Genomic DNA, 22,955 nt, shown 5'->3' with positions numbered 1-22,955 from the left:
TTCGACTTCGATGTCGTGGAATGGAGTGGGGTGAGGGAAGGGGGATTACTTCGGGGCGAGGCGGACGCCGCCGTCGAGCCGGATCGTTTCGCCGTTGAGGTAACGGCTGGCGAGGATAAAGGCCACCGTGTCGGCGAATTCCTCCGGCTTGCCCAGGCGCGACGGGAACGGGATCGATGCCGACAGCGACTCCTGCACCTGCGGCGGCATGCCGTCGACCATCGGCGTCCAGAAGATGCCGGGCGCGATGGTGTTCACGCGGATACCGAACCGTGCCAGTTCGCGCGCCATCGGCAGCGTCATGCCGACCACGCCACCCTTGGAGGCGGAATACGCGGCCTGGCCGATCTGGCCTTCGTACGCGGCCACCGAAGCGGTGTGGATGATGACGCCGCGCTCGCCGTCGTCGCCGGGCGGATTGGCCTGCATCAATTGCGCGGCGGCCTTGGCCACATTGAAGCTGCCGACCAGGTTGACCATGACGGTGGTGCTGAAGGTGGACAGCGGCATTGCGCCTTCCTTGCCCAGCACGCGGCCCGCGCCCAGGATGCCGGCGCAGTTGATCACCGCGTTGAGGCCGCCCATGGTTTCGCTGGCGGCGGCGATGTTGGCGACCACGCCGTCTTCCGAGGTGACGTCGGTGCGGCGGAACGATGCCTGAGATCCCAGCGCGGCGGCGGCGGCCTGGCCCTTTTCCTCGTTGACGTCGAAAAGCGCGACCTTCGCGCCGGCCTCGACGAGACGCTTGGCAACGGCGTGGCCGAGACCGGATGCGCCGCCGGTAATGACGGCCCTGACCTGTTCGAGCTGCATGGAAACTCCGCGGAAGCGACTGGCAAAGAGGCCCATCTTAGCCGAGGCACCGCGGCTTGGCGTTGTGCGGGAGCACACGGCCGCGGTGCATGCGATCAGCGTTCGGCGAGGAACGCCTGCATGCGACCCGACGCCACCAGGGCGGCGAACGGGACGACGGGTGACGGCGGGTTTTCCGGCGCGCTGAGGAAGAGGCTCCATACGCCGACGTCCCACCACCGGCCGAGCTTGTAACCGGCGCTGGGCCAGACGCCGGCCGGCGTGAAGCCCATCGACCCATGCATGGCTACGCTGGTATCGCCCGGCAGCGTGATCACGCCCACCGCCTGATTGATGCCCTGCAGGCGCATCGCGTCCAGCAGCGCGCCATACAGGCGCCGGGCGATGCCGCGGCGGCGCGCGTCCTCGTGCACGTAGATCGAGGTTTCGGCGACCCAGTCGTAAGCGGCGCGTTCGCGGAAGCGTCCCGCATACGCATAGGCCAGCACCGTGCCGTTTTCCTCCCACACCAGCCAAGGGTGGCTGGCCATGCGTGCGGCGATGCGGCCGCGCATGGCCTCGACACCGGGCAGTTCGGTCTCGAAGGTGATCGCGCTGCCTTCGATCACGGGCGCGTAGATGGCATGGCAGGCAGCGGCGTCGGCCTCGTGGGCGATACGTATCACAGGGGCTTTTCCATGAAGATGCTGGACGGGTTGGCGTGATGATCGCCGAAGGGCGGGCAGCGACGGTAGCCCGAACGCTCGTAGAGTTCGATCGATTCGGTCTGTGCCACGCCGGTTTCCAGCTTCACCCGTGTACCGCCACCGGCGCGCACCTGCCTCTCCAGCGCTTCCAGCATCTGCTTGCCCAGGCCCATGCCGCGGCAGGCGGGCACCACGTACATGTATTTCAGTTCGACATAGCTGCCCTGGTCTACGCAGGCACCGCAGGCCAGCGGCTGGCCGTCCACGCGCGCCGTCATGAAGGTGGTGTCGGGCCGACGGAGATTTTCCACGCCGACCGCCTGGGGCAGGGGATGGCGATAGAGATCGGACAGGTAGCCGTGCAATTGTTCAATCAGCGGCAGCACGTCGTCCTTGCCCGGATCGTCGATGCCGAACACCAGCGAAGGCGGCTTCGGCGCCACGATCAGGTCGCCGTCGTTGAGGCTGCGCAGGAAGAAGCGGTCGCAGCTGAAATGGCCCGTGCCGCCCATGGGGGCGTCGATGCGCGTGAAGCCGTGCCGGAAATACACCGCCTGCGCGGCATCCATGCCGGTCAGTGTTTCAAGGTAGCAGCGCGAGAAGCCGGCGCGCCGCGCGGCATCCAGGCAGGCGCGCATGACGTTGGACGCGGCACCGATGCCGCGCGCCTCGGGCAGGAAATACATCTTGCGCAGTTCGCAGGTTTCGTCGTCACCGCCCTCCAGTGGCGCGATGCCGGCGCCGCCGATGGCGCGACCGCCCTTGTCCACCACGAAATACGCCGCGCGTGGCCGCGCGTAGGCGGTGGACATCGCGTCGACTTCGGCATCGTGGATGGCGAAGCCCGGCCCGTCGGCACCGAATTCCGGCATGACATGACGGATGACCGCGGCGATGTCGGCATCGTCGCGGGGCTCGATGGGGCGGATGAGGTAGTCGGCAGGCATCCCCCGATGCTGCCCGATCGGCGGCGGAAGCGCCAACCGGGCGTCCGCCCGTGCCGGAGGTCAGGCCGCGGTGCGGGCCCGGGTCACGCGACTGGCGGTTTCCTTGCCCAGCTGGCCGGCCAGCCAGGCGCCGGTATCGACCAGGCGGTCCAGGTCGACGCCCGTGGTCATGCCCATGCCGTGCAGCATGTAGATCACGTCCTCGCTGGCCACGTTGCCGGTGGCGCCGCGCGCGTAGGGGCAGCCGCCGGTGCCCGAAACCGCGCTGTCCACCACGCGCACGCCTTCCTCGAGGCAGGCGAGGATATTGGCCAGCGCCTGCCCGTAGGTATCGTGAAAATGCACGGCGAGCGACGCCATGGGCACCTCCGCCGCCACGGCGCGGAGCATCGCACGCGCCTTGGCGGGCGTGCCGACACCGATGGTGTCGCCCAGCGACACCTCGTGGCAGCCCAGCTCGTGCAGGCGACGCGCGACACGGACCACGTCGGCCACCGGCACCTCGCCCTGGTAGGGGCAGCCGAGCACGGTGGATACGTAACCCCGCACGGCCACGCCGTCCGCTCGGGCCCGCTCCATTACCGGTACGAAGCGATCGATCGACGCATCGATGGAGGCGTTGATGTTCTTCTGGTTGAACGCTTCCGACGCGGCGGTGAACACCGCGACTTCCGTGGCGCCGACCTCGCGCGCTCGCTCGTATCCCTGCAGGTTGGGCACCAGCACGGGGTAGACCACGCCGGGCGCCTTGTGGATGCCCTGGAATACTTCTGCGGCATCGGCCAGCTGCGGTACCCAGCGCGGGCTGACGAAGCTGGTGGCTTCGATGGTGGCCAGCCCGGTCGCGGAGAGGCGATCGATCAGCGCGATCTTCACCTCGGCGGCCAGCATGGTTTTTTCGTTCTGCAGGCCGTCGCGTGGCCCGACCTCGACGATGCGGACGTGGTTGGATGCGGTCATGGAAGGGTTCCGGTCAGGCGGGTTCGGCGAAGCGGACGAGCACGGCATCGGCGTCGACGAAATCGCCTTGTACTGCCGAGACGCTCTCGATGGTGCCGGCGCGCGGTGCCTTCAAGGCGAGCTCCATCTTCATCGCCTCCATCACCATCAGCTCCTGCCCTTCCTCCACCACGTCGCCCGCGGCCACACGCACCAGCACCACGCGACCCGGCATCGGTGCCGCGAGATGACGCGCGCCGGCGGAATCGGCGCCGGCCCAGGCATAAGCCGGCGCACGGGTGAAGGTCCAGCGGCGTCCCTGTCCGTCGTGCAGGCGGACGCGATCGCCGTCGACCGCCAGGGGCACGCGGCGGCTCTCGCCGTCGAAACGGGCCGACAACACGCCGTGGTCCCGCCGTGCGCCGGCGACCGTGCATGACGCCTCTCCTTCGCGCAGCACGTAGGCGCCGTCGTGGCCGTGCGCCTCGATCTCGTGGCGTACGTCGCCCTGCATGAGCGCGACGACGCGCTTGCCGTGATGCCCGAGGCGCCAGGCGTCGGCCTTTGCCCAGGGCGAGTGGGGATCGCCGGCGGCCCCGGCGACGCCGGCTTCGTCGGCCAGCAGCACCGCGGTGGCGGCGGCGAACCGTTCGATGTCGGCCGGCTGGTCGTTACCGACGAGGAACTGCTCGAGGTGCCGGTCGAGGTAACCGGTGTCGATCCGCCCCTCTACCACCACGGGATGGCGCACGAGGCGTTCGAGGAAGGCGACGTTCGACTTCGGGCCGACGATGTCCGTGGCCGCCAGTGCCTCGCGCAGCCGCTCCATGGCCTGCGCGCGGGTGCGGTCGTGGACGATCAGCTTGGCGATCATCGGGTCGTAGAAGATGGTCACGATGTCACCGGCGATCACGCCGCCGTCCAGGCGAACGTGTTGCGAGGGCGGCGGCAAGGTCAGCGACAGTAGTTTGCCCGAGCCGGGCAGGAAGCCGGCTTCCGGGTCTTCCGCGTAAAGCCGAACCTCGATGGCGTGGCCTTCGGCACGGATGTCCTCTTGGGCCAAGGGCAGGGGCTCGCCCGCGGCGACCCGCAGCTGCCACTCCACCAGGTCCAGCCCCAGGGTTTCCTCGGTGACCGGGTGCTCCACCTGCAGGCGGGTGTTCATCTCCATGAAGAAGAACTCGCCGTCCTGGCCGACGATGAATTCCACGGTGCCGGCGCCTACGTAATCCACGGCACGCGCGGCGGCCACGGCGGCGGCACCCATGCGTGCACGGCGAGCCTCGTCGAGGAAGGGCGACGGTGTTTCTTCCAGTACCTTCTGGTAGCGCCGCTGCGCGGAACACTCACGTTCGTTGAGGTGGACGATGTTGCCGTGGGTGTCGCCGAACACCTGGAACTCGATGTGGCGCGGATGTTCGACGTAACGCTCCAGGATCACCCGCGTATCGCCGAACGCGTTGGCCGCCTCGCGCTGCGCGGACGCCAGCGCCTCGGCGAACCCGGCGGCGTCGTGCACGATACGCATGCCCTTGCCGCCACCGCCGGAGGCCGCCTTGATCATCAGCGGGAAGCCCGTGCGCGCGGCCTCGTCGGCGAGGTGGCCGGGATCCTGGTCGGCGCCGTGGTAGCCGGGCACCAGTGGCACCGCGTGACGCTCCATCAGTGCCTTGGCGGCCGCCTTGGAGCCCATGGCGTCGATGCTCTCCGGACGCGGCCCGATGAACACGATGCCGGCGGCGGCGCACGCACGCGCAAAATCGGTGTTTTCGGAGAGGAAACCGTACCCCGGATGGATCGCCTGGGCGCCGCTGCGTCGCGCTACCTCGATGATCGCGTCGCCACGCAGGTAGGACTCGGCCGGCCGCGGTCCCCCGATCGGCCAGGCCTCATCGGCCAGCCGTACGTGCTGGGCATCCGCGTCGGCGCTGGAATACACCGCGACCGTACGGATGCCGAGGCGGCGACAGGTCCGGATCACGCGGCAGGCGATCTCTCCGCGGTTGGCGATCAGAATGCACTCGAACATGCGGCTCCCGGCGAGCTGGACAGGGTGGGGAAAAGCGGAAAAATTAGCAGATCGCGGTGCGGCGAAGGGTTGCGGCGCAGCATGCTCCGATTCCGTGGATTTGCACGCGGGCGGCGGGTCGCCTAGCCTTGAGGGTTCGGGAAGGCGCCTTCATGTCTTCCCTTTCCCCCTCCCAGCGAGAGAATTTCATGCAGATCGCCAACCGCCACGCCGTTTCCTTCCATTACACGCTGACCGACGACCAGGGCAACGTCGTCGACAGCTCGGACGGTCGCGAGCCGCTGGCCTATATCCATGGCGAAGGCCATATCGTGCCCGGCCTCGAGAAAGCGCTGGAAGGCCGTTCGGTCGGCGACCAGTTCAAGGTCGACGTCGCTCCCGAGGAAGGCTACGGCGTCCGTCACGAGGAACTGATCCAGGTGGTGCCGCGCGCGGCGTTCCAGGGCGTGGAAGACCTCCAGCCGGGCATGCAGTTCCAGGGTCGCAACGACCAGGGCAGTATCAACGTCACGGTCAGCAAGATCGAGGGCGACAACGTCACCGTCGACGGCAACCACCCGCTCGCCGGCCAGACGCTGCACTTCGCCGTCGAGATCACCGATGTGCGCGATGCCACCGAGGACGAACTGGCCCACGGCCATGTCCATGGCGCGGGCGGTCACCAGCACTGAGGGTGATGGGGCGGGGCGTGCGTCTGTCGCGCCCCGGCCTGGTTCGATCGCGAGCGTCTTGAGGATCGCGCACATCGTGCGCTCCTACACCGAATGTGGCGCGGATTTGATCGCGCGCATCGTGCGCTCCTACACGCGACGCTTGGTAGGAGCGCACGATGTGCGCGAATCAGCCACCCTCAGACTCAATACCAGTCGAGCAACGACACACCTACGCCCAGATACGTCGCGCGGTGGTTGTAGTCGATCATGCTTTCGCCATACCCGTTGAACACTTCCACGTAGCCACGCAGGTTGTTCACGACCGGGAAGCTCCAGGTGCCGCGCAGCGAGCCGTGTGAGCGGTCGCCCGTGCGGAAGGAATGGCGGCCGGTCAGCGAGAACTCCTGGCGACCCACCTCGTGCACGACGGTGATTTCGCCGCGGCCCATGTAATCCTTGATATCCGGGTTGTCATCGTCCTTGCGCGCTTCCGGGATGCGCCACCAGGGGCGCAGCATGATGACCCAGCCCTCGCGCTCGAGGCCGATGTCGGCGACCACGCGGTTCCAGCTGCGCGACAGCGGGTCGGCGCGTCCGTTGGACTGGTGGTTGATGCCGATGCTGGCCAGACGGCCGTTCCAGCCGAAGAGGTTGTAGTTGGTGTTGAACACCAGCAACGCTTCCGGCTCGTAGTTGGTTTCGCGGAACGGACGCGAGTTGTCCTTGTTGTACACCTGCCAGCGGGACGACTGCGTGTAACCCACCCACACGTCGCCATTGTCGCCGAACAGGTTCTCGGCCACCTTGGTCTTCATGCTGATCTGGAACTTCGCCTCGACGTTGTCGAGGTTCTGCGGCGTCGTGACGGTGTGGTCCGGCGCGGGCGTGTGTGGCGTAGTGTTCTGCTTGTTCGTACCGAAGAACGGCAGGACATAGGTCGGCTTGTAACCACGCAGGTTGAACGTGCCCAGCTTGCTCTCGGGCGACAGCTCCCAGCGGCTGTCCAGCAGCGAAAGCGGACGCGGCACGTCGCCCGAATTGCGCGTGGCCAGGTCGACGCTCATGGATTCACCCTTGGGATCTTCCTTCTTCGCCGCCGTGGTCATGTTCGGTCGGCCCACCGCCTTGTCGTAGCAGAGCAGCCGCTGCGAGTCGGTTTCGATACCCGAGCAGGCGCGAATATCCATCGGGCTCGGATTCTGCGCAAAGGCGAGGCTCGCCTGCAGACAGGCGTAAGCGCCGAAGGCGCCGGCGGCGGCGTGGATTCGTTTCATCGTACGGAGACTCCCTGAGCCGGTGACTGCCCGGCAAGCGGAAGTGTATCCGTGACAAATGTGAAAAACGTGCATGTGCGCGAATACTCAAGGAAACGGCCCGACATGCGGGCCGTTTCCTTGGCGCGGGATAGAACGTGTTTACTGTCCGCTGGCGCCCGACTTGGTCACCCACTTCTGGTACTCAGCCTTCGAGACGCGGCCGTCGCGGTTGGCGTCGGCGTACTGGAAGTCGTTAGCCAGCAGCGGGAACGCCGAAGCCTGCGTCGGGCTGATCGAGCCCTTGCCGCCTGAGAGCGTCGCGAAATCCGGTGCCGGACCCGACGGCTTGGCCGGTGCGGGACTGCTGTTCACCACAACCTGGCCAGCGCCCTGCGGCGGCGGCATGGGGCGACCCATCGAGCCGGCTTCGCCACCCGGCGGAGGCGGGGGCGGGGCATCGCCCGGACGGGGCGGCGGCGGCATGTCGCCCGGGGGCGGCGGAGGCGGCGCATTGGCGGCGGGCGGCGGCATGGCCGGGTCCTGCTGCTGCATCGTGCCCGGTGCCGTGTCCGACGGGGGCGGCGGCGGAGGCGTGGCCTCACCGGCCGGCGGAGGCGGCACGCGGCCCGGCGGCGGAACGTCCTGTGCAAAAGCGGCACCGGCCAGCAACAACGAAGCGCCCAGTGCGGCAGCGCGAATATGCGTCTTCATATAAGCCTCCTTAGTAACGGTGGTCGGATCGCCACGGATCGTCGATCCGCAGCATCGTTCCCGACGCTACCAAGGAGAGATTTAACGGCGGCACAACTACGAAAGGCCCTGCACCGCGCCGTCACGCCCATCCGACAGGACGTGCACGGCGCTGGTGGGTGACTCTCGAAAACTCAGCGCGTGGAGGCCGGAGCCGGCGTGTCGGCGCACGACTTGCCGTGCAGCGCGTCCTTCAACTGGCTGGCCAGCGATGCGCAGCGCGCACCCAGCTGACCGCGCATGTCCGGGTCCTGCGACTGGCGCAGCAGGCTGGTACGCATCATGTCGTAGCGGCTGTCGATCTGGTCGCGCGCGAAGATGCCGGCGGCGAGGTGGCAGCTCTTGTAGCTGGCCAGGTATTCGTCACAGGCGGCGATACCCGTGCTGTCGGGCAGGGGGGCGTCCTTGGTGGCGGTCGCGGTGCGGCTGGTCGTCCGGGAGGTCGAGCCGCTGGTCGTGGTGGAGGTGACACGCGGCTTGCTGGAGGAGCTGCTCGCGGGTGTCGAGGACACGGTCGTGCGGGTGTTGCCCGACGTCGTCCTGGCGTTGTGATCCGCGCACGCCGCCAGCGCCAGGGCGCCGATGAGAAGCGGAACGAGTCGGATGCTGGAGTGGTTCATGGAGCGGTCCCCCTTGGTTAGAACGTGAGCGGATGGTAGGTGAGATCGCTGTGCTTTTGCGACCGCCCGCAAGCATGTGCGCCCATACCGTGAAAGTTACGTCAGTGAGCCGACTACGGATGCGGCCTGAGCGGCATCGCTATTTGTGACATGGCGCTGTATAGTCGCCGGACTGTGTTTGCCGGGGTCATAGAGTCAGTTTGACCCGATGCAGCTGATCACGTATCCGCAACATCGCTTCGCTCCTCGCGTTTCCTTGCACACCAGTTAGGCGGCAGCTATTTCAAGTTGCCGGTTTTATTCGTAAAAATTGTTTTGGAGTGTTTCTATGTCGGATCGTGAAATCGGCACCGTCAAGTGGTTCAACGACGCCAAGGGCTTCGGCTTTATCTCCCGTGAGAACGGCCCGGACGTGTTCGTGCACTTCCGCGCCATCCAGGGTAACGGCTTCAAGTCCCTCGCCGAAGGCGAGAAGGTCTCCTTCAAGGTCGTCAACGGCCAGAAGGGTCTGCAGGCTGAGGAAGTCCAGAAGGCCTAAGCCTTCGGATATCCGAGCTGCATAAGAAAGGCCGGGCGGCGACGCCCGGCCTTTTTTTGTGGGCGAATGGCTCGCCTTCGGCATCGCGTTTAGCCTTGGAGCCTTGGGCACTGGAGCAAGAGCCGGCGGGTAGCCCCCTCGGGGCCACGCCTGCGGCGACCCGTCAATGAAGGGCCGCGTGCGCGGCCGTTTATTGATTGCCCTACGGGCCCGGGTCGGGCTTCGAACGGGGATTTTCGATTCGCCATCCATGGCTCAGCGAAAATGGCCGGCCGTCCTGGCCGGCCCCCTTCGGGCCTTGTCCGTTCGAATCCCTCGCCTGCGGCTACCGGCCCCGAGGGGGCTACCCGCCGGCTCTTCCCAAGACTGAGGTAGGTTGTGACGCGAGCGACCGCAGACGTGCAGGGTAGGGCGTCGCCGCTTTGTTGGCTTTTCGCCCACATCGTGGGCTCCTACCCCAGGGATAGGTCAGTTTGTGGCATATCCAACGCGTGATCTGCCGTCTGGGGGTAGGAGCGCACGCACGTGCGCGAACCCTCGACGTACCTAAGGCGACCGATGCCATGCGCACCAGGCAGGCGAGCGTTTCCAGCAACGAAGCGAAACCTGGCTCTGCGCTTTCCCCACACGCAACCTCAGTCGCCGAAAGAGCCGGCGGGTGCCACCCTCGGGGCCGGTAGCCGTAGGCGAGGGGTTCGAACGGAAAAGGCCCGTCAGGGGGCCGGCCAGGACGGCCGGCCGTTTCCGCTGAGCCATGGATGGCGAATCGGAAACCCCCGTTCGAAGCCCGACCCGCCCCGTAGGGGAATAGATACACGGCCGCGAACGCGGCCTTTCCTTAGCGGGTCGCCGCAGGCGTGGCCCCGAGGGTGGCACCCGCCGGCTCTTGCCCCAAGGCGTCAAGGTGCCAAGGTGCCAAGGTGCCAAGGTGCCAAGGTGCCAAGGTGCCAAGGCCCAACGCGATGCCAAAGGCGAGCCCACCCCCTCCAGAGCCCTTCACAAAGTCATTTTTTCCCAAGATTTCGACCCAAATCACGTGATAGACGTCAAAAATTCGTCCCATGTAGGGGTTCCCCTACAGAACTTCGCGAAAATACGGTTATGATCGACCCCACTGAGTCTGCGCGGTTACGCGAGTGACCCGATGTAAGCGCGTAATCCACGCTCATCGCCTCACCCGGTCCAGCATGCCCAGTAAGTCGCCGGCTCGCCGAGTCGGGTTTTTAGTGTGTTGGATAGAGGTGTGTGTGATGGCAACTGGTACTGTGAAGTGGTTCAACGACGCCAAGGGCTTTGGCTTCATCACTCAGGATGAGGGTGGTCCGGACGTGTTCGTGCATTTCCGTTCCATCCAGGGCAACGGCTTCAAGTCGCTTGCCGAGGGTCAGAAGGTGGAATACACCGTGACCCAGGGCCAGAAGGGCCCGCAGGCTGACAACGTCGTTCCGAAGTAATGCCCTCGGGCTGCCTCGCGCCGCCCGTTCCTGCATGACTTTGACCCTCCCGGTGCTTCGCGCCGGGAGGGTTTTTTGTATGACCGCCAGCACACCCGACATCGTCACCTCGTCCCAGCCCCTCCGCATGACGGACGGCGCATCGGCGGACCTCCTGATCTACCGGCCGGCCTCGGCCCCGCCTCGTGCGGCGCTGCTCTGGCTGCCCGCCATGGGTGTCGGCGCGCGTCACTACGACGGCCTGGCCCGTGCGCTGGCGGCACGTGGAGTGGCCGTCGCCTTGCATGAGTGGCGTGGTCTGGGCTCGAGCGACCGACGCGCATCGCGCCGCGCGAACTGGGGTTACCGCGAATTGCTGGGCGACGACTTGCCGGCCAGCCTGGCGGCCCTGCGCCGCGCCGTACCGGACAGCCCCGTCCACGTCGGCGGGCATAGCCTGGGCGGGCAGCTGGCCTGCCTCCTTGCGGCCACCGCGCCCCAGCCTCCGGCGGGCGTGGTCCTGGTGGGGAGCGGGGCGCCGTACTGGCGGCGCTTCAAACCCTGGGTTGTGCTTGCCTACATGGCGGCGCCCGCGCTCGCGAACCTGGTCGGGCGACTGCCGGGGCGTCGGATCGGCTTCGGCGGCAACGAGGCGCGCGGGGTCATTGCCGATTGGGCGCGCAGCGGGCGCCGAGGCACGTATTCGGCACGTGGTCTCCGCGTCGACCTGGAAACCGCGCTGCGACGCCAGACGTCACCCGTGCTGGCCCTGCGGCTTCGCGACGACTGGCTGGCCCCCGCGGCGTCGCTGGAATTCCTGCTGGGCAAGATGCCGGATGCGCCAAGCCAGGTCCACCTGGTGTCCCCGGTGGACCTGGACGGGCAGGCGGCGGATCATTTCACGTGGATGAAGGCGCCCGACGCGATCGCGCGCCGGATCGCCGATGGGCTATGAGCCCGTTGTCAGGCTACTTCCGAGGTAGCCATCCCACGTTCGCCGTCGCGTCGCGCACGGCGCGACGCGCTCCATGCCGGCACGTCCATGGCATCCCGGGCGACGCGACATACTTCGATGAGCCGTGATACGTCGTCGTCGCTCATGCCCGCGTTGAGGGTAAGGCGCAGCAGCGAGCGGTTGACCGTGGTGGCCGGTGCGCTGAAGACCGAACCGAACACCCCGTGGCGCTCCATGACATCGCGGACCTTGCCGGTCAGCAATTCCTGTCCGGCTTCGAATGCCACGATCTGCTCGGTGCCGTCGGCGATCGGGTAACCCAGTTCGGTCAGCTCCGCGCGGACGCGCCGGGTGACCTGGCGCAAGCGCTGTCGCCGCCAGCCCTCGGTCTGGATGACCCGATGGGCTGCGGACAGGCCGGCCAGTTCATGGGGAAGCAGTGACGAGCTGAAGATCGCCGGCAACGCCTCGCACCCGAAGTAGTCCTTGAAGCGCGAGGTGCAGGCGACGAAGCCGGCACGTGAGCAGTACGCCTTGGCCAGGCTGGCGGTGATGAAGTGCACGCGGTCGTTGAGCCCCAGGCTGGCGACCAGTCCTTCGCCGCGGCTGCCGTGGGTGCCCAGCGAGTGCGATTCGTCGACCACCAGCACGCAGCCGTGCGCCTGCGACAAGTTGGCGATCGCCTCCAGCGGCGCGATGCTGCCGTTGGTGCTGTACACCGCATCCACCACGACGACGCCGGGTCCATGGCGCAGCACCTGGCGCTCCAGGTGGCCCACATCGTTGTGCAGTACCGGCACCGCCTTCGCTCCCGCGCTGCGGATGCCCTCCCACAATGACGCGTGCGCCAGCATGTCCACGTACACCGGCACCCGTTCGCCCGCGATGGATTGCAGCAGGCCGACATTGGCGGCGAAGCCCGACTGGGCGAGGATGCCGTCCTCGCTGCCGACCGCCCGGGCCAGTTCCGCCTCCACACGGTGCAGCGGCTGGTCGGCGTCCTGCTGGAACAGGGCGGACATCATCATGCCCAGACCGCCGGCGGCCAGGGCATCGCGCTGGGCCTCGACGATCGCGGGATGGCCGGCGATGGCGAGGTAATCGTTGCTCTGGAGCATCAGGTCGCCGGATTCGGGGCGGCGACCTCGCAAAATGTGACGGCCGCCCCAGTCGATGGCGACACGTTCATTGTGAAATCGATCGACCCGCGTCGCGACGAAAGCGGGAAGCGCGGGCGCCCGGGTGACGCGGTGCAGAACGGAAACGTTTTCCATGGTCATCTCTCTGTGATGTCATGGGCGATGAACGCGTCGTCGTTCACCGCGAACGACGCGCGCGCGCCAGCCTCGCCCAGGCGGGCGCGAATACGAGAGAGACCAAAGGAGGGGAAGTCCTCCGGCCCCTGGCAATGCCAGAGAGACCGGGGACGGTAACGCGATTAGATGAATCGGGGCCGGCTGTCGGCGGCCAGGCTCAGGTCCTGCTCGCGGAGCCAGGTGCGGTACGACTTGACGTGCTGCAGGCGGAAGCGTTCGACTTCGTCGATCAGGGCGTAGTAATACCACTGCTCGCCGGACACCGCGGTGGCTGCGTACATGTGGTTTTCCGGGTGCTCCACGCCCTTGTGGTAGAACCCGTCGCGCGAATTGAACCAGGGCAGGGCGTCGCCGCTGCGCAGGGCATCCAGCACGGCGCCGGGCGCACCCAGATCTGCCGCAATTTCATAGTGCGTACGCAGGTCCTCGTCGGTCTGCACCAGCAGGAAACGCCCTATGCCCCAGGCGTCCACCAGCAGCAGCCCGGTCGGGTTGCAGTGCACGTAGCACTCCACGGGCTGGAACGTGGCCGTGACGCTCTGCAATACCTCGCGGAACGCGGGGTCGCGCAGGAAGCGGAAATTGCCCAGGGCGAGGGTCTCGGCCACGAAGGCGCTGGCGCGGTCGAAGTAGCGGCGCTGCAGTTCGACGATGGCGGTCTGCAGTTTTTCGATCGCCAGGGGATCGTTCTTGCGGATGAACCGGTCGATCACGCCCGAGTTGAAGGCGTCGATCGCCGTGGCGTCGTCGGCACGACCGGTGAGCAGGATCTTGCCGATGTGCGGGTTGGGCAGGCGCTTGCAGAAGGTGATGCCGTCCATCTCGGGCATGGCCTGGTCCACCACCACCACCGAGATCTCGGCGAAGCGTTCCGGGTCGTAGACCACGCGGTGGATCGAGTCGATGTCCAGCGCCACCAGCTCCTGGGTTTCCGAGGGGCGGTCTTTCCAACGGTAAAGCCAGCCGCCCCCGGGCACCGGGCGGCTGCCGTTGTTGCCCAGCGTGGCCAGCGCGCTGCGCGGCGAACTGAAGGTGCGTACCCGGACCATGGGGTCGAGCAGGAGCGGGACCACGTCGAGGTATTCCTCGTGGTCGTCGACGAGCACGGTGGTCGTCGGGAAATGGAAGGGCTGGATGTCGCCCTGTGCGTTCAACGTCGTCACTGCCGGTCCCCGGGTTCCGAATGCGGGAAGGTCAGGGTGAATTCGGTAAATTCACCCAGTTCGGTACGGCATGCGATGCCACCGCCCATATGCTCCATCGCCGCGCGGCAAAAAGCGAGTCCTATTCCCAGCCCCGTGATGGCGCCGGTGCCGGCGCTGTCGCTGGAGTAGGAATAAAACCGGTTGAAAACACGGGGAAGGACATCCGCGGGGATGCCCGGGCCGGTGTCGTGCACACGGATGCGATTGACGCCTTCGCCCGGTTCGATGATCACGCGGATGTCGCCCTTGCCCGCGCGATCGGTATGAAAAAGTGCATTGCGCAGCAGGTTGAACAACACGTGGACCACCAGGCTTTCTTCGCCGTAAAGGGGGAAGTCGCCCAAGGGCGACAGGGTGATGCGATCTCGCTCGGAGCGCGAACCGTAGGGAAAACGCCGGAGGGCCTGTTCCACGCACTCGCGGGCCTGGAGGCGTGACAAGGGCACCTCGCCGATCGGCCTTGCCGACAGCAGCAGCATGTCGATGATGGTATTGGCGTAGGTGACCTCGCGCTCCATCACGCCGATGCTTCGCTCCAGTGCGTGCAGGTTCTGCGCCCGCATTTCCGGCACGGCCAGGCCTTCACCCTCGGCAAGCCGGTGGCTGCGGATCAGGTCGGGCATGTAGCGAGCCACCGCGCGCGCGGCGATGCGCAACGAGCCCAGCGGCGTGCGCAGCTCGTGCGCGATGTTGTTGGACGCGGCGGTGAGGGCATCGATGCGCGATTGCTCCGCCATGTTGGACGACACGGTGCACGTGGCGCCGCCGACCATGCCGAACAGCAGCAGCGGGATGTACTCCAGCATGGTCCGCGTATGCAGGTGGGCCTCCGGCGACAGCACGAAGACCAGCCCCGCCAGCAGGCTGCCCAGCGAGAACACCAGCAGGAAGCTGACCAGGTCGAACAGCATCATCAGCAGCATGATGCACGCGAGGTGGGTCATCAGCCAGGCCGGGGTCGCGTTGCGCAGCGTCATGTAGCCCACGAAGAAGGGCATGGCCACCGTCATCGCGAAGTACCAGTAGGTCGGCAGGTGGGTGCGCAGGCGCCGTGGCCACCATGGCAGCAACGCCAGCGGAATGAAGGTGGCGCTGCAGACCAGCCGCATGGGCAGGTTTTCGTAGGGCTGGGGGAAGAGATAGGCCCAGACCGGGTAATACACCGCCAGGCAGAAACTGCCGACGACGCCGATCGCCACCATCTTCGGCTGCGAGTAGCGCGTGCGCAGGAACATGGTGGTTTCGAAACGTGCCATGGCCCGTACCAGCAGCCACCAGCGCATGCGCAGGAAGCCCTGCGGACCGCTGGGTTTGTCGGTGGGCGTGTCCATGGCGGGTCCGGCGTCGGTCATGGGTCAGCGGTACTGCCGGTGGCAGGCCTGGCAGGCATCGCCGATGGGCTTGAGGACGGTGGCCAGGGCGTCGCAGCTGGCCGGTGCGGCGGTACGCGCCACATCCACGGCCTGGCCCAGGGCGTCGCCAGCGGCGAAGAACGGGGCATCCATGTCGGGGAAGGCGTCGCGGATATCGCCGGCGGAGACCCGCAGGGCAGCCAGTTGCCTGGCCGACACCTTGGCATCGCACTGCCTCGCCCGCACGTTGGCTCGCAGCACCCCCATGCGATGTTGCATCACGGCCATGACGCCGCTGTGGAACGGCGTGCCCTGGCGCAGGGCGGACAGCGCGAAGGTCGCGCCCATCGCGCCGACCGCGAGGCCGAGGATGACGAGGAGCAACGCACGCATGGGGGATCCCTGGCCTGGCACGGTCGTCAGCATAGCTGACGGCTCCGTTCTTTCAATATGAGACCATGAGCACAGTCCTTTCCCCTGGAAATCATGTGGGTACCGCACAGGCGGAACGCTTCGCCGGCATCGAGCGCCTGTACGGGCGCGGCAGCCTCGACCGCCTCGCCCGGGCGCACGTATGCGTCATCGGGGTGGGTGGCGTGGGCTCGTGGGCGGCCGAAGCCCTGGCGCGCAGCGGGGTCGGCCGGTTGACGCTGATCGATGGCGACGATGTCTGCCTGTCCAACACCAACCGCCAGTTGCACGCGCTGGACGGCCAGTACGGCCGGCCCAAGGTGGGCGTCATCGCCGAACGCGCCCATGCGATCAGCCCGACGATCCGGCTCGAGGCCATGGAGCGTTTCCTTACGCCGTCCAGCCTGGACGAGCTTCTGGACCGCAACTACGACGTCGTGATCGATGCCTGCGACGCCCTTAAGGTGAAGCTGGAGACCATCGTCTGGTGTCGCCGCCGCAAGCTGCCCCTGGTGACGGTGGGCGCGGCCGGCGGCCGCACCGACCCCACGCAGGTGCGCGTGCGCGACCTGTCGCGCACCGAGCACGACGCCATGCTCAGCATGATCCGGAAGAAGCTCCGCCAAGAGCACGGCTTCCCGCGCAACCCCGATCGCTTTTTCGGCGTATCCGCGGTGTATTCCTTGCAGAACGTGCGCTACCCACAGCCCGATGGCAGCGTCTGCGGCGTGCGACCCTCCGGCAGCGACGCGGTGAAGCTCGATTGCGGCGGTGGCCTGGGCGCCGCCACGCACGTCACCGGCGCCTTCGCCTTCGCCGCCGTCGGCAAGGCCCTCGAAAAGCTGACCGCCACCCCATCGCCAAACGGCCCGCCCTCACCCCCGCACGGCCCGCCCTCACCCCCGCACGGGTAGGAGCGCACGATGTGCGCGAATCCGGCCTAACGACACCCTCCAACGATCCCCAACGCCACCTCCAGCCGGCCGATATCCTCCTCGGCCCCCAGGCACAGGCGCACCCCCGTGGCACGGGTGGATGGATCGCCATACCCGGCCGGGTTACCGACCCTGACCCCCCGTGCCAGGAGGCGCTCGCTGAAGGCCTCCGCATCTGCGCAGGGCAGCCACGCATGCAGGCTGGCGCCGGAGGTCACCAGGTCGGGCCCCACGACCTGGCGTGCGAGGGCCGCACGCTCCCGCATCGCCGATTGCAGGGCCTGGTTCAGCGCCAGCGCCGTGCCATCCCGCATCCAGCCGGCGACCACGGCCGGCAGCCATCCCGGCAAGCCGTCGGTGGCGCGGCGGAGCGGCTCCACGCACGCCGCAAGGAGCGCCGGATTCGGTAGTCGCAGCCAGCCGACGCGCAGGCCCGGGCCAAGCAGCTTGCCGACGCCGCCCGCATGCAGGGTGCGCTGGGGCAACAGGGTGGCGAACGGCGGCAGTGCCTCGCCCGTGTCGTGCACCAGGTGGCTGTACACGTCGCCCTCGACGATCCACAGCCCCCGTCGCTCCACCACCGCGGCGAGGTCCAGGCGCCGTTGCAGGGGCAGCGTGAGGGTGGTCGGGTTGTGCAGGGTCGGCTGCACGTACACGACGCGGCTGCCCGAACGTGCCGCCACGGCGTCGAGTGAATCCGGCAGCATGCCGTGCTCATCCATGGCGACATCGACACATCGGGTTCCCATGCCCGACGCGAGGTCGCGGAAGCCGTGGTAGGTAAGGGTATCGACCATCACCGTCGACGCCTCCCCCTCGGCGACAAGGCACGCCAGCGCCAGCCACAACGCGTGGCGCGCGCCCAGGGTCAGCACGAGGTGGCCGGGATCGACGGCGGCATGCCCGCCGATACGGGTCATCCACTGTGCGATCGCCTGGCGCGTCGGCGCCGCACCCTGCGGATCGGGATAGGCCAGCGTGTCGGGACCCACGGTCGCGTGGGCCAGTGCCTCGGCCAGCCGGGCGGCTACCGGGGTTCGCAGGGGGTAGTTGACGGCCAGGTCGTAGGACGGATGCATGGCCCGATTGTAGGCATGCCGGTTACGCTACGCGGCATGTGGTGTGTCTATCTGATCGAATGCCGCAACGGCGCCTGGTACGCGGGGATCACCAACGACCTGGACGCCCGCTATGCGGCGCATGTGGCCGGCAAGGGCGCGCGCTATACCCGGGCCAATCCGCCCGTGCGCCTGCTCGGCTCGCGGCCGTTCGCCGACCGGGCCGAGGCGTCACGAGCCGAGTGGGTGGTGAAACGGTTGCCGCGGGCGAAGAAGCTGGCGTGGCTGGTCGCATCGCCGCCCGATTCGGCCGGCTGAGCGCAGGCGTCTTCACGCTGCGTACGATGCACTTTCGGCGCCGGAAAGGCACACTGTTCACGATCATTCGCCAGGGAGCTCCACGCACATGGAGACGCGCAAGCACACCAGGGTTACGCCCGATTGGTACCGCTGGATCGCCGAGTCGCTCGCCGCGGGCAACGCGCCGGCCGATATCCTGGCCACGATGCGCGACCACCAGTTCGATACCGGTATCGCCCGCAGTGCCATCAGCGATGCCTTGTTCGGCGGGGCCGGGCCGGTCGCCGAGCCGTCGACGCCGGCCACGCCCCACGTCTCGCGCCTTGCCCAGGGCCACATCCTGCACGCCCCCGACCGCGATATCCGGGTGCTGTTGCGCATCGCGCGGCCCGTGGTCGCCTTGCTCGACGGGGTGCTCGACGAGGCGGAGTGCGAGCAGCTGATGCACATGGCGCAGGTTCGCCTGGAACGCTCCGCCGTGGTCTCGCCGGAATCCGGGGCCAACACCGTCATGGATATCCGCACGAGCGAAGGCGCGTTCTTCCAGCGGTCGGAGAATCCGCTGATCCAGCGTATCGATGCACGGGCCGCGGCCATCATGGGCCTGAGCGAGGAGCACGGTGAAGGCCTGCAGGTGATGCGTTACGGCGTCGGTGGCGAATACGTTCCCCACTACGATTATTTCCCGCCGGAGGAAAAGGGCAGCGAGGTTCCGCTGCGGCAAGGCGGCCAGCGGGTATCCACGCTGATCATGTACCTGGCGGATGTCGAAGCAGGCGGGGAAACCATCTTCCCGCGCATCGATTTCAGCTACGTGCCGCGCAAGGGGCAGGCGTTGTATTTCGAGTACACCGACGCCGACGGGGCACTCGATGTGCTGTCGCTGCACGGCGGCGCACCGGTGATCCGTGGCGAGAAATGGATCGTCACCAAGTGGATGCGCGAGCGCCCGTTCCCCGGCTGATCGCATGGGCGTGAACCGTGACCTCTGGCCTATATCGGCATGAAGGCCCCAGCCCGCAATCTTTCCGGATTGCAGGGGAGGGTGGTCGATGCGCCGCAAGGCAGCCAGGGTGGTTCGTTGTGTCGCAGCGGTGGCGCTGCTCGGCCTCGCCGGGGCATGGGCGCAGGATGCCGTTCCCGTCGCGCCCGTCGCTCCGCCCGTGCCGGCCTCTGCCAGCACCGTTGCCGCGGCGCCGCAGCTTCCCGTCGAGATTCCCTTCGCATCGCCACATGCCGGCTTCGTCCGCACGCCCAGCGCACCCGAGGCGTGGGGCGGTCCACGCAAGGGGGACGAGGCCACGCTGTCCGACCGCGTCGTGTCCTACCGCATCCAGGCGCGGCTCGATCCGGGAAAGCACACAGTGGACGGCCAGCAGCAGCTGACCTGGCGCAACCGCAGCGATCGTCCGGTGTCGTCGGTGTTCCTGCACCTGTACCTGAATGCCTTCGAAGGGGAAGGCAGCCTGTTCTTCACCGAGCGCAACGTGCTCGCCGGTGCCGGCGGTTCGCGCGGTGCGGCCGAGGTGAAGAAGGGCGAATGGGGGTACATCGACCTGGGCAGGGTGGAGCAGGACGGCGCCGCGTTGTCGTGGCGCTACGTGCACCCGGATGGTGGCCCCACGACGGACCACACCGTGGTGCGGGTCGACCTGGCCCGGCCGGTGGCGCCCGGTGCCAGCGTCACGCTCGACATGTCGTTCCACAGCCAGCTGCCGCGGGTGATCGAGCGCACCGGCTACGTCGGCTCGTTCCATCTCGTGGGGCAGTGGTTCCCGAAGATCGGCGTGCTCGAACTGGCCGGGGAGCGCGGCGCGACGGCGCCGCGCTGGAATGTGCACGCGTTCCATTTCAACAGCGAGTTCTACGCCGACTTCGGCGAGTACGACGTCCGCATGACCGTGCCCAAGGGCTACGTGGTGGGTGCCACCGGCGAACAGCAGGGGGAGCCGGTGCCGGAAGGCGACGCGCTCACCTGGCATTTCATCCAGGCCGACGTGCACGATTTCGCCTGGATGGCGGCGCCCGGCTACCGCACGATGGACGGTGAATGGCGAGGCCCGGGCAGCCCGACCGTGAAAGTGCGCGTGATCTACCCACCCGAATACGCGGCCACGGCGAAGCCGGTGCTCAAGGCCACCGTCGATGCGCTCGGCTGGTTTTCGTCCACGCTGGGCCCCTACCCGTACAAGACCGTAACCGCCGTGGTGCCGCCGTTCAACGCCGACGAGGCGGGCGGCATGGAATACCCCACCTTCTTCACCGCGGACAGTTACACCCGCGTGCCGGCGAAGACGATCGACGAATACATGCTGGATTTCGTCACCGTGCACGAGTTCGGCCATGGCTATTTCTACGGGCTGATCGCCTCGAACGAGTTCGAGGAGCCGATGCTCGACGAAGGCCTCAACGAATACTGGGACGAGCGCATGCTGCGCGCGCGCAACCAGCCGGTGTACCTGACCACGCCGCTGTGGCGGTTCTTCGGCGTCGAGCCGGCACTGCCGGTATTCATGCTCGAACGGATGACGGCGATGCTGTCGCGACCGGCCGATGCGCTGGGCGCGAACTCATGGGATCGCCTGTCCAGCGGCACGTATGTCACGGTGTATTCGCGTACCGCCACCGCCCTGCACGACCTCGAGGAACGGCTGGGCAAGGCGGCGACCGAAAAGGCCTTCAAGGATTACTACGCCACCTGGCGCTTCCGTCATCCGTCGATCGGCGACCTGCAGGCGTCCCTGTCGGCCTCGACGGGGCAGCCGGCCGTGGTGGCGCAGGTGTTCGACCAGTACGTCTACGGCACCGACCGCATCGACGACCGCGTCAGCGACATTGCCAGCGAGGAGGTGCTGCCGCTGGCCGGTACGGCGTTGGTCGACGGCAAGCGTGTGGAAACCAGTACCGACGACAACGACGCGGCCATCGAGCGCCAACGAGACGCCTGGAAAAAGGCCCATCCCGGTGCGGCGAAGGGCCTGGGCCCATTCCCGTGGAAGACCACGGTGACCCTCTGGCGCGACGGTGCCCCGGTACCGCAGACACTCAAGGTCACCTTTGCCGATGGCGGCGTGGAAACCGCGCGCTGGGACGACACGCGGCGTTGGGCCCGCTTCGTCTTCACCCGGCCGGCCAAGGGCGTTTCCGCCGAGCTGGACCCGGAGCGCACCCTCTACCTCGATGCGAACAAGCTCAACGACAGCCGCACCGTCGAGGCCGACCACGCCGCTTCCCATCGCTGGAGCGCCGACGTCGCGGCGTTGCTGCAGGGGTTCTACGCTTTCCTGGTGACCCTATGAACGCCCGTACCAAACGATCGACCGCAGCGGCCCTGGGCCTGGGTGCGATCGGCGGCCTGCAATGGCGGCTGATGCTGCTGTGGATGGCGATCACGCTGCTGCCGACGCTGGTCGTGGCGTTGCCGCTGTGGAGCGTCCTCGACGACATGACCGGACATTCGGTGCATGCGGGCGCCTGGGCGCGCCACTTTGACGGCCTGTTCTTCGCCGATGCCGTCGCCACGGTACAGCGCAGTACCTGGACGGGCTCGGCCTTCACCGTGGGCGCCATCCTCACACTGGCCTTTTCCCCGTTCCTGACGGGCATGGTAGTGGCCGGCGGTCGTGCTGGCCGCGCGCTGGGCTTCGGTGCCCTGTTGCAGGGCGGCGCCGCGGAGTACGGGCGGATGCTGCGCCTGCTGCCGCTCTCGCTGATTCCCTATGGCCTGGTCGTGCTGCTTTCGCAGGGTGTGACGTCGCTTGCGGACGAGCGCGTCGAGGCGGCGTTGCTGCCGTCGACGGCGGACCTCTACCAGGACGGTGCCCTCGCGCTGACCGTGCTCGGTTTCGTGATCGCGCAGGCCCTGGTCGAGTCGGCGCGCGCCCAGTTCATCGCCGATGCCGGGCTGCGTTCGTCGCTGCTCGCCTTTGTGCGCGGTGTCGCGCAGTTTGCGCGGCGGCCGTTCGCCAGCCTGTCGGTGTACCTGGCGATCACCGTGCCTGGCGCGGGTGTGGCCGCCCTGATCGCCGCGTGGCGCGGGCATGCGGTGGCCGTGGGCGGGGAGTGGTTCATCGCCTTTCTGGTCGTGCAGCTGGGCGTGGCGGTGATCGCCTGGATGCGTACCGCACGCCTGCTGGCGCTGGCCGGCCTGGCCGGCACGAACCTGCAGCGCCGCCGGCGTACCGACTTTCCCGCGCGGACCTAGCTGGCGCGACGCAGCTCGCGATGGGGCGGGTAGTAGGCGAACAGGTGGGTGGCGCCACCGAGGAAATCGATGTTGTCGATGTGTTCGCCGCCGAGCCGCTCGGCTACGTGGTCTGAGGCCTCGTTGCCGATGCGCACCAGGCTGATGACGCGCTGGGCGTGCATAGTGTTCCACGCGAAGTCGAGGATGGCTTCGCCCGCTTCCGTCGCATAGCCGTGGTGGCGGTGCTCCGGCTTCAGCATCCAGCCCAGTTCCAGGTCGGGCCAGCCTTCCGGTTTCATCAGGCCGGCGCGGCCGATGAATTCGCCGGTGCCCTTCAGCTCCATGGCCCACATGCCGCAGCCGCGCAGGGCCCAGTGACCCAGCAGCATGGCCATGGACCGCCAGGCGTTCATGCGGTCAAGAGGCTGGCCGTCACCGATCCACCGGGTGCTTTCGGCATCCGCGAGCATGCGCGCGTAGTCGTCGAAATGCTGTTCGGTAAGGGCGGTGAGCCGCAGGCGCGGCGTTTCCAGGACGGGGATATTGGATAGGGGCATGGAGGTGACCAAGGGA

Annotated in this window: 23 protein-coding genes and 1 pseudogene; 9 read left to right on the top strand and 15 right to left on the bottom strand. The window is 67.5% G+C overall.

Going from position 1 to position 22,955, the window contains the following annotated elements:
• Window positions 1–45: 45 nt before the first annotated feature.
• From ACVKN3_RS18665 to ACVKN3_RS18640, 6 genes and pseudogenes are all read right to left on the bottom strand, one after another.
• A complete protein-coding gene (locus tag ACVKN3_RS18665) occupies window positions 46–813 on the bottom strand; it encodes an SDR family oxidoreductase (protein WP_354517406.1) in 768 nt (255 codons plus the stop codon).
• Window positions 814–908: 95 nt separating this feature from the next.
• The gene (locus ACVKN3_RS18660; RefSeq protein WP_354517404.1) at window positions 909–1,478 is read right to left on the bottom strand and encodes a GNAT family N-acetyltransferase; all 570 of its coding nucleotides are present in this window, start codon (window positions 1,476–1,478) and stop codon (window positions 909–911) included.
• A complete protein-coding gene (locus tag ACVKN3_RS18655; protein WP_255349648.1) occupies window positions 1,475–1,810 on the bottom strand; it encodes a GNAT family N-acetyltransferase in 336 nt (111 codons plus the stop codon). Before ACVKN3_RS18655 ends, ACVKN3_RS18660 begins: the two co-directional genes overlap by 4 nt.
• A 150-nt stretch (window positions 1,811–1,960) precedes the next feature.
• Window positions 1,961–2,446, bottom strand: a pseudogene (locus tag ACVKN3_RS18650) (GNAT family N-acetyltransferase); the annotation flags it as partial.
• Window positions 2,447–2,506: 60 nt separating this feature from the next.
• Window positions 2,507–3,406, bottom strand: a complete 900-nt coding sequence (locus ACVKN3_RS18645; protein WP_285406928.1) for a hydroxymethylglutaryl-CoA lyase — start codon at window positions 3,404–3,406, stop codon at window positions 2,507–2,509.
• Between the two features lie 13 nt (window positions 3,407–3,419).
• Complete coding sequence (locus ACVKN3_RS18640; RefSeq protein WP_354517401.1) at window positions 3,420–5,414, bottom strand: ATP-binding protein; 1,995 nt, start codon at window positions 5,412–5,414, stop codon at window positions 3,420–3,422.
• 188 nt (window positions 5,415–5,602) lie between these two features.
• On the opposite strand from ACVKN3_RS18640, the gene ACVKN3_RS18635 reads away from it, so the two are divergent.
• Window positions 5,603–6,085: an FKBP-type peptidyl-prolyl cis-trans isomerase gene (locus ACVKN3_RS18635; protein WP_036142876.1), complete on the top strand. Its 483-nt coding sequence runs from the start codon at window positions 5,603–5,605 to the stop codon at window positions 6,083–6,085.
• 185 nt (window positions 6,086–6,270) lie between these two features.
• Here ACVKN3_RS18635 and ACVKN3_RS18630 read toward each other — a convergent pair whose 3' ends face one another.
• From ACVKN3_RS18630 to ACVKN3_RS18620, 3 genes are all read right to left on the bottom strand, one after another.
• The gene (locus ACVKN3_RS18630) at window positions 6,271–7,341 is read right to left on the bottom strand and encodes a phospholipase A (protein ID WP_285406933.1); all 1,071 of its coding nucleotides are present in this window, start codon (window positions 7,339–7,341) and stop codon (window positions 6,271–6,273) included.
• A 141-nt stretch (window positions 7,342–7,482) separates the two neighbouring features.
• On the bottom strand, window positions 7,483–8,034 hold the full coding sequence (locus tag ACVKN3_RS18625; RefSeq protein WP_354517397.1) for an EF-hand domain-containing protein: 552 nt from the start codon (window positions 8,032–8,034) through the stop codon (window positions 7,483–7,485).
• Window positions 8,035–8,207: 173 nt separating this feature from the next.
• Window positions 8,208–8,693, bottom strand: a complete 486-nt coding sequence (locus tag ACVKN3_RS18620; protein ID WP_285406937.1) for a hypothetical protein — start codon at window positions 8,691–8,693, stop codon at window positions 8,208–8,210.
• 328 nt (window positions 8,694–9,021) lie between these two features.
• Here ACVKN3_RS18620 and ACVKN3_RS18615 point away from each other — a divergent pair, with 328 nt between their 5' ends.
• The 3 genes from ACVKN3_RS18615 to ACVKN3_RS18605 all read left to right on the top strand — a co-directional run bounded on the left by ACVKN3_RS18615 (window position 9,022) and on the right by ACVKN3_RS18605 (window position 11,619).
• A complete protein-coding gene (locus ACVKN3_RS18615) occupies window positions 9,022–9,231 on the top strand; it encodes a cold-shock protein (RefSeq protein WP_036111834.1) in 210 nt (69 codons plus the stop codon).
• Window positions 9,232–10,481: 1,250 nt separating this feature from the next.
• Window positions 10,482–10,685, top strand: a complete 204-nt coding sequence (gene cspE, locus ACVKN3_RS18610; RefSeq protein ID WP_036111837.1) for a transcription antiterminator/RNA stability regulator CspE — start codon at window positions 10,482–10,484, stop codon at window positions 10,683–10,685.
• Between the two features lie 79 nt (window positions 10,686–10,764).
• On the top strand, window positions 10,765–11,619 hold the full coding sequence (locus ACVKN3_RS18605) for an alpha/beta hydrolase family protein (RefSeq protein WP_354512542.1): 855 nt from the start codon (window positions 10,765–10,767) through the stop codon (window positions 11,617–11,619).
• Between the two features lie 8 nt (window positions 11,620–11,627).
• Here ACVKN3_RS18605 and cqsA read toward each other — a convergent pair whose 3' ends face one another.
• The 4 genes from cqsA to ACVKN3_RS18585 all read right to left on the bottom strand — a co-directional run bounded on the left by cqsA (window position 11,628) and on the right by ACVKN3_RS18585 (window position 15,885).
• Window positions 11,628–12,893 (bottom strand): alpha-hydroxyketone-type quorum-sensing autoinducer synthase, encoded by a 1,266-nt coding sequence (gene cqsA / locus ACVKN3_RS18600; protein WP_285406333.1) that lies wholly within the window; start codon window positions 12,891–12,893, stop codon window positions 11,628–11,630.
• A gap of 164 nt (window positions 12,894–13,057) precedes the next feature.
• Window positions 13,058–14,098 (bottom strand): response regulator, encoded by a 1,041-nt coding sequence (locus tag ACVKN3_RS18595; protein ID WP_051938940.1) that lies wholly within the window; start codon window positions 14,096–14,098, stop codon window positions 13,058–13,060.
• Window positions 14,095–15,492 (bottom strand): sensor histidine kinase, encoded by a 1,398-nt coding sequence (locus ACVKN3_RS18590; RefSeq protein WP_354512540.1) that lies wholly within the window; start codon window positions 15,490–15,492, stop codon window positions 14,095–14,097. The genes ACVKN3_RS18595 and ACVKN3_RS18590 overlap by 4 nt, the downstream gene beginning before the upstream one ends.
• Before the next feature lie 3 nt (window positions 15,493–15,495).
• Window positions 15,496–15,885 carry a cytochrome C gene (locus ACVKN3_RS18585; RefSeq protein ID WP_285406339.1) on the bottom strand — a complete coding sequence of 130 codons (390 nt, stop codon included), beginning with the start codon at window positions 15,883–15,885 and terminating at the stop codon, window positions 15,496–15,498.
• A gap of 65 nt (window positions 15,886–15,950) precedes the next feature.
• On the opposite strand from ACVKN3_RS18585, the gene ACVKN3_RS18580 reads away from it, so the two are divergent.
• Complete coding sequence (locus ACVKN3_RS18580; RefSeq protein ID WP_456992265.1) at window positions 15,951–16,817, top strand: tRNA threonylcarbamoyladenosine dehydratase; 867 nt, start codon at window positions 15,951–15,953, stop codon at window positions 16,815–16,817.
• A gap of 26 nt (window positions 16,818–16,843) precedes the next feature.
• Here ACVKN3_RS18580 and ACVKN3_RS18575 read toward each other — a convergent pair whose 3' ends face one another.
• Window positions 16,844–17,917 carry an aminotransferase-like domain-containing protein gene (locus tag ACVKN3_RS18575; RefSeq protein WP_354512536.1) on the bottom strand — a complete coding sequence of 358 codons (1,074 nt, stop codon included), beginning with the start codon at window positions 17,915–17,917 and terminating at the stop codon, window positions 16,844–16,846.
• A gap of 15 nt (window positions 17,918–17,932) precedes the next feature.
• Here ACVKN3_RS18575 and ACVKN3_RS18570 point away from each other — a divergent pair, with 15 nt between their 5' ends.
• The 4 genes from ACVKN3_RS18570 (at window position 17,933) to ACVKN3_RS18555 (ending at window position 22,400) form a co-directional block, all read left to right on the top strand.
• Window positions 17,933–18,214 (top strand): GIY-YIG nuclease family protein, encoded by a 282-nt coding sequence (locus tag ACVKN3_RS18570; RefSeq protein WP_285406345.1) that lies wholly within the window; start codon window positions 17,933–17,935, stop codon window positions 18,212–18,214.
• Between the two features lie 88 nt (window positions 18,215–18,302).
• A complete protein-coding gene (locus ACVKN3_RS18565) occupies window positions 18,303–19,160 on the top strand; it encodes a 2OG-Fe(II) oxygenase (RefSeq protein WP_354512533.1) in 858 nt (285 codons plus the stop codon).
• 88 nt (window positions 19,161–19,248) lie between these two features.
• On the top strand, window positions 19,249–21,495 hold the full coding sequence (locus ACVKN3_RS18560; RefSeq protein WP_354512531.1) for a M1 family metallopeptidase: 2,247 nt from the start codon (window positions 19,249–19,251) through the stop codon (window positions 21,493–21,495).
• Window positions 21,492–22,400: a hypothetical protein gene (locus ACVKN3_RS18555; RefSeq protein WP_285406351.1), complete on the top strand. Its 909-nt coding sequence runs from the start codon at window positions 21,492–21,494 to the stop codon at window positions 22,398–22,400. The genes ACVKN3_RS18560 and ACVKN3_RS18555 overlap by 4 nt, the downstream gene beginning before the upstream one ends.
• Here the strand turns inward: ACVKN3_RS18555 and ACVKN3_RS18550 are convergent.
• On the bottom strand, window positions 22,397–22,939 hold the full coding sequence (locus tag ACVKN3_RS18550; RefSeq protein WP_354512529.1) for a GNAT family N-acetyltransferase: 543 nt from the start codon (window positions 22,937–22,939) through the stop codon (window positions 22,397–22,399). The genes ACVKN3_RS18555 and ACVKN3_RS18550 overlap by 4 nt on opposite strands.
• Window positions 22,940–22,955 lie beyond the last annotated feature (16 nt).

Source organism: Luteibacter sp. PvP120 (assembly GCF_054055715.1).
Note: the sequence above shows the minus strand (reverse complement) of the source record. Positions and strands in the feature narration are given on the sequence as shown.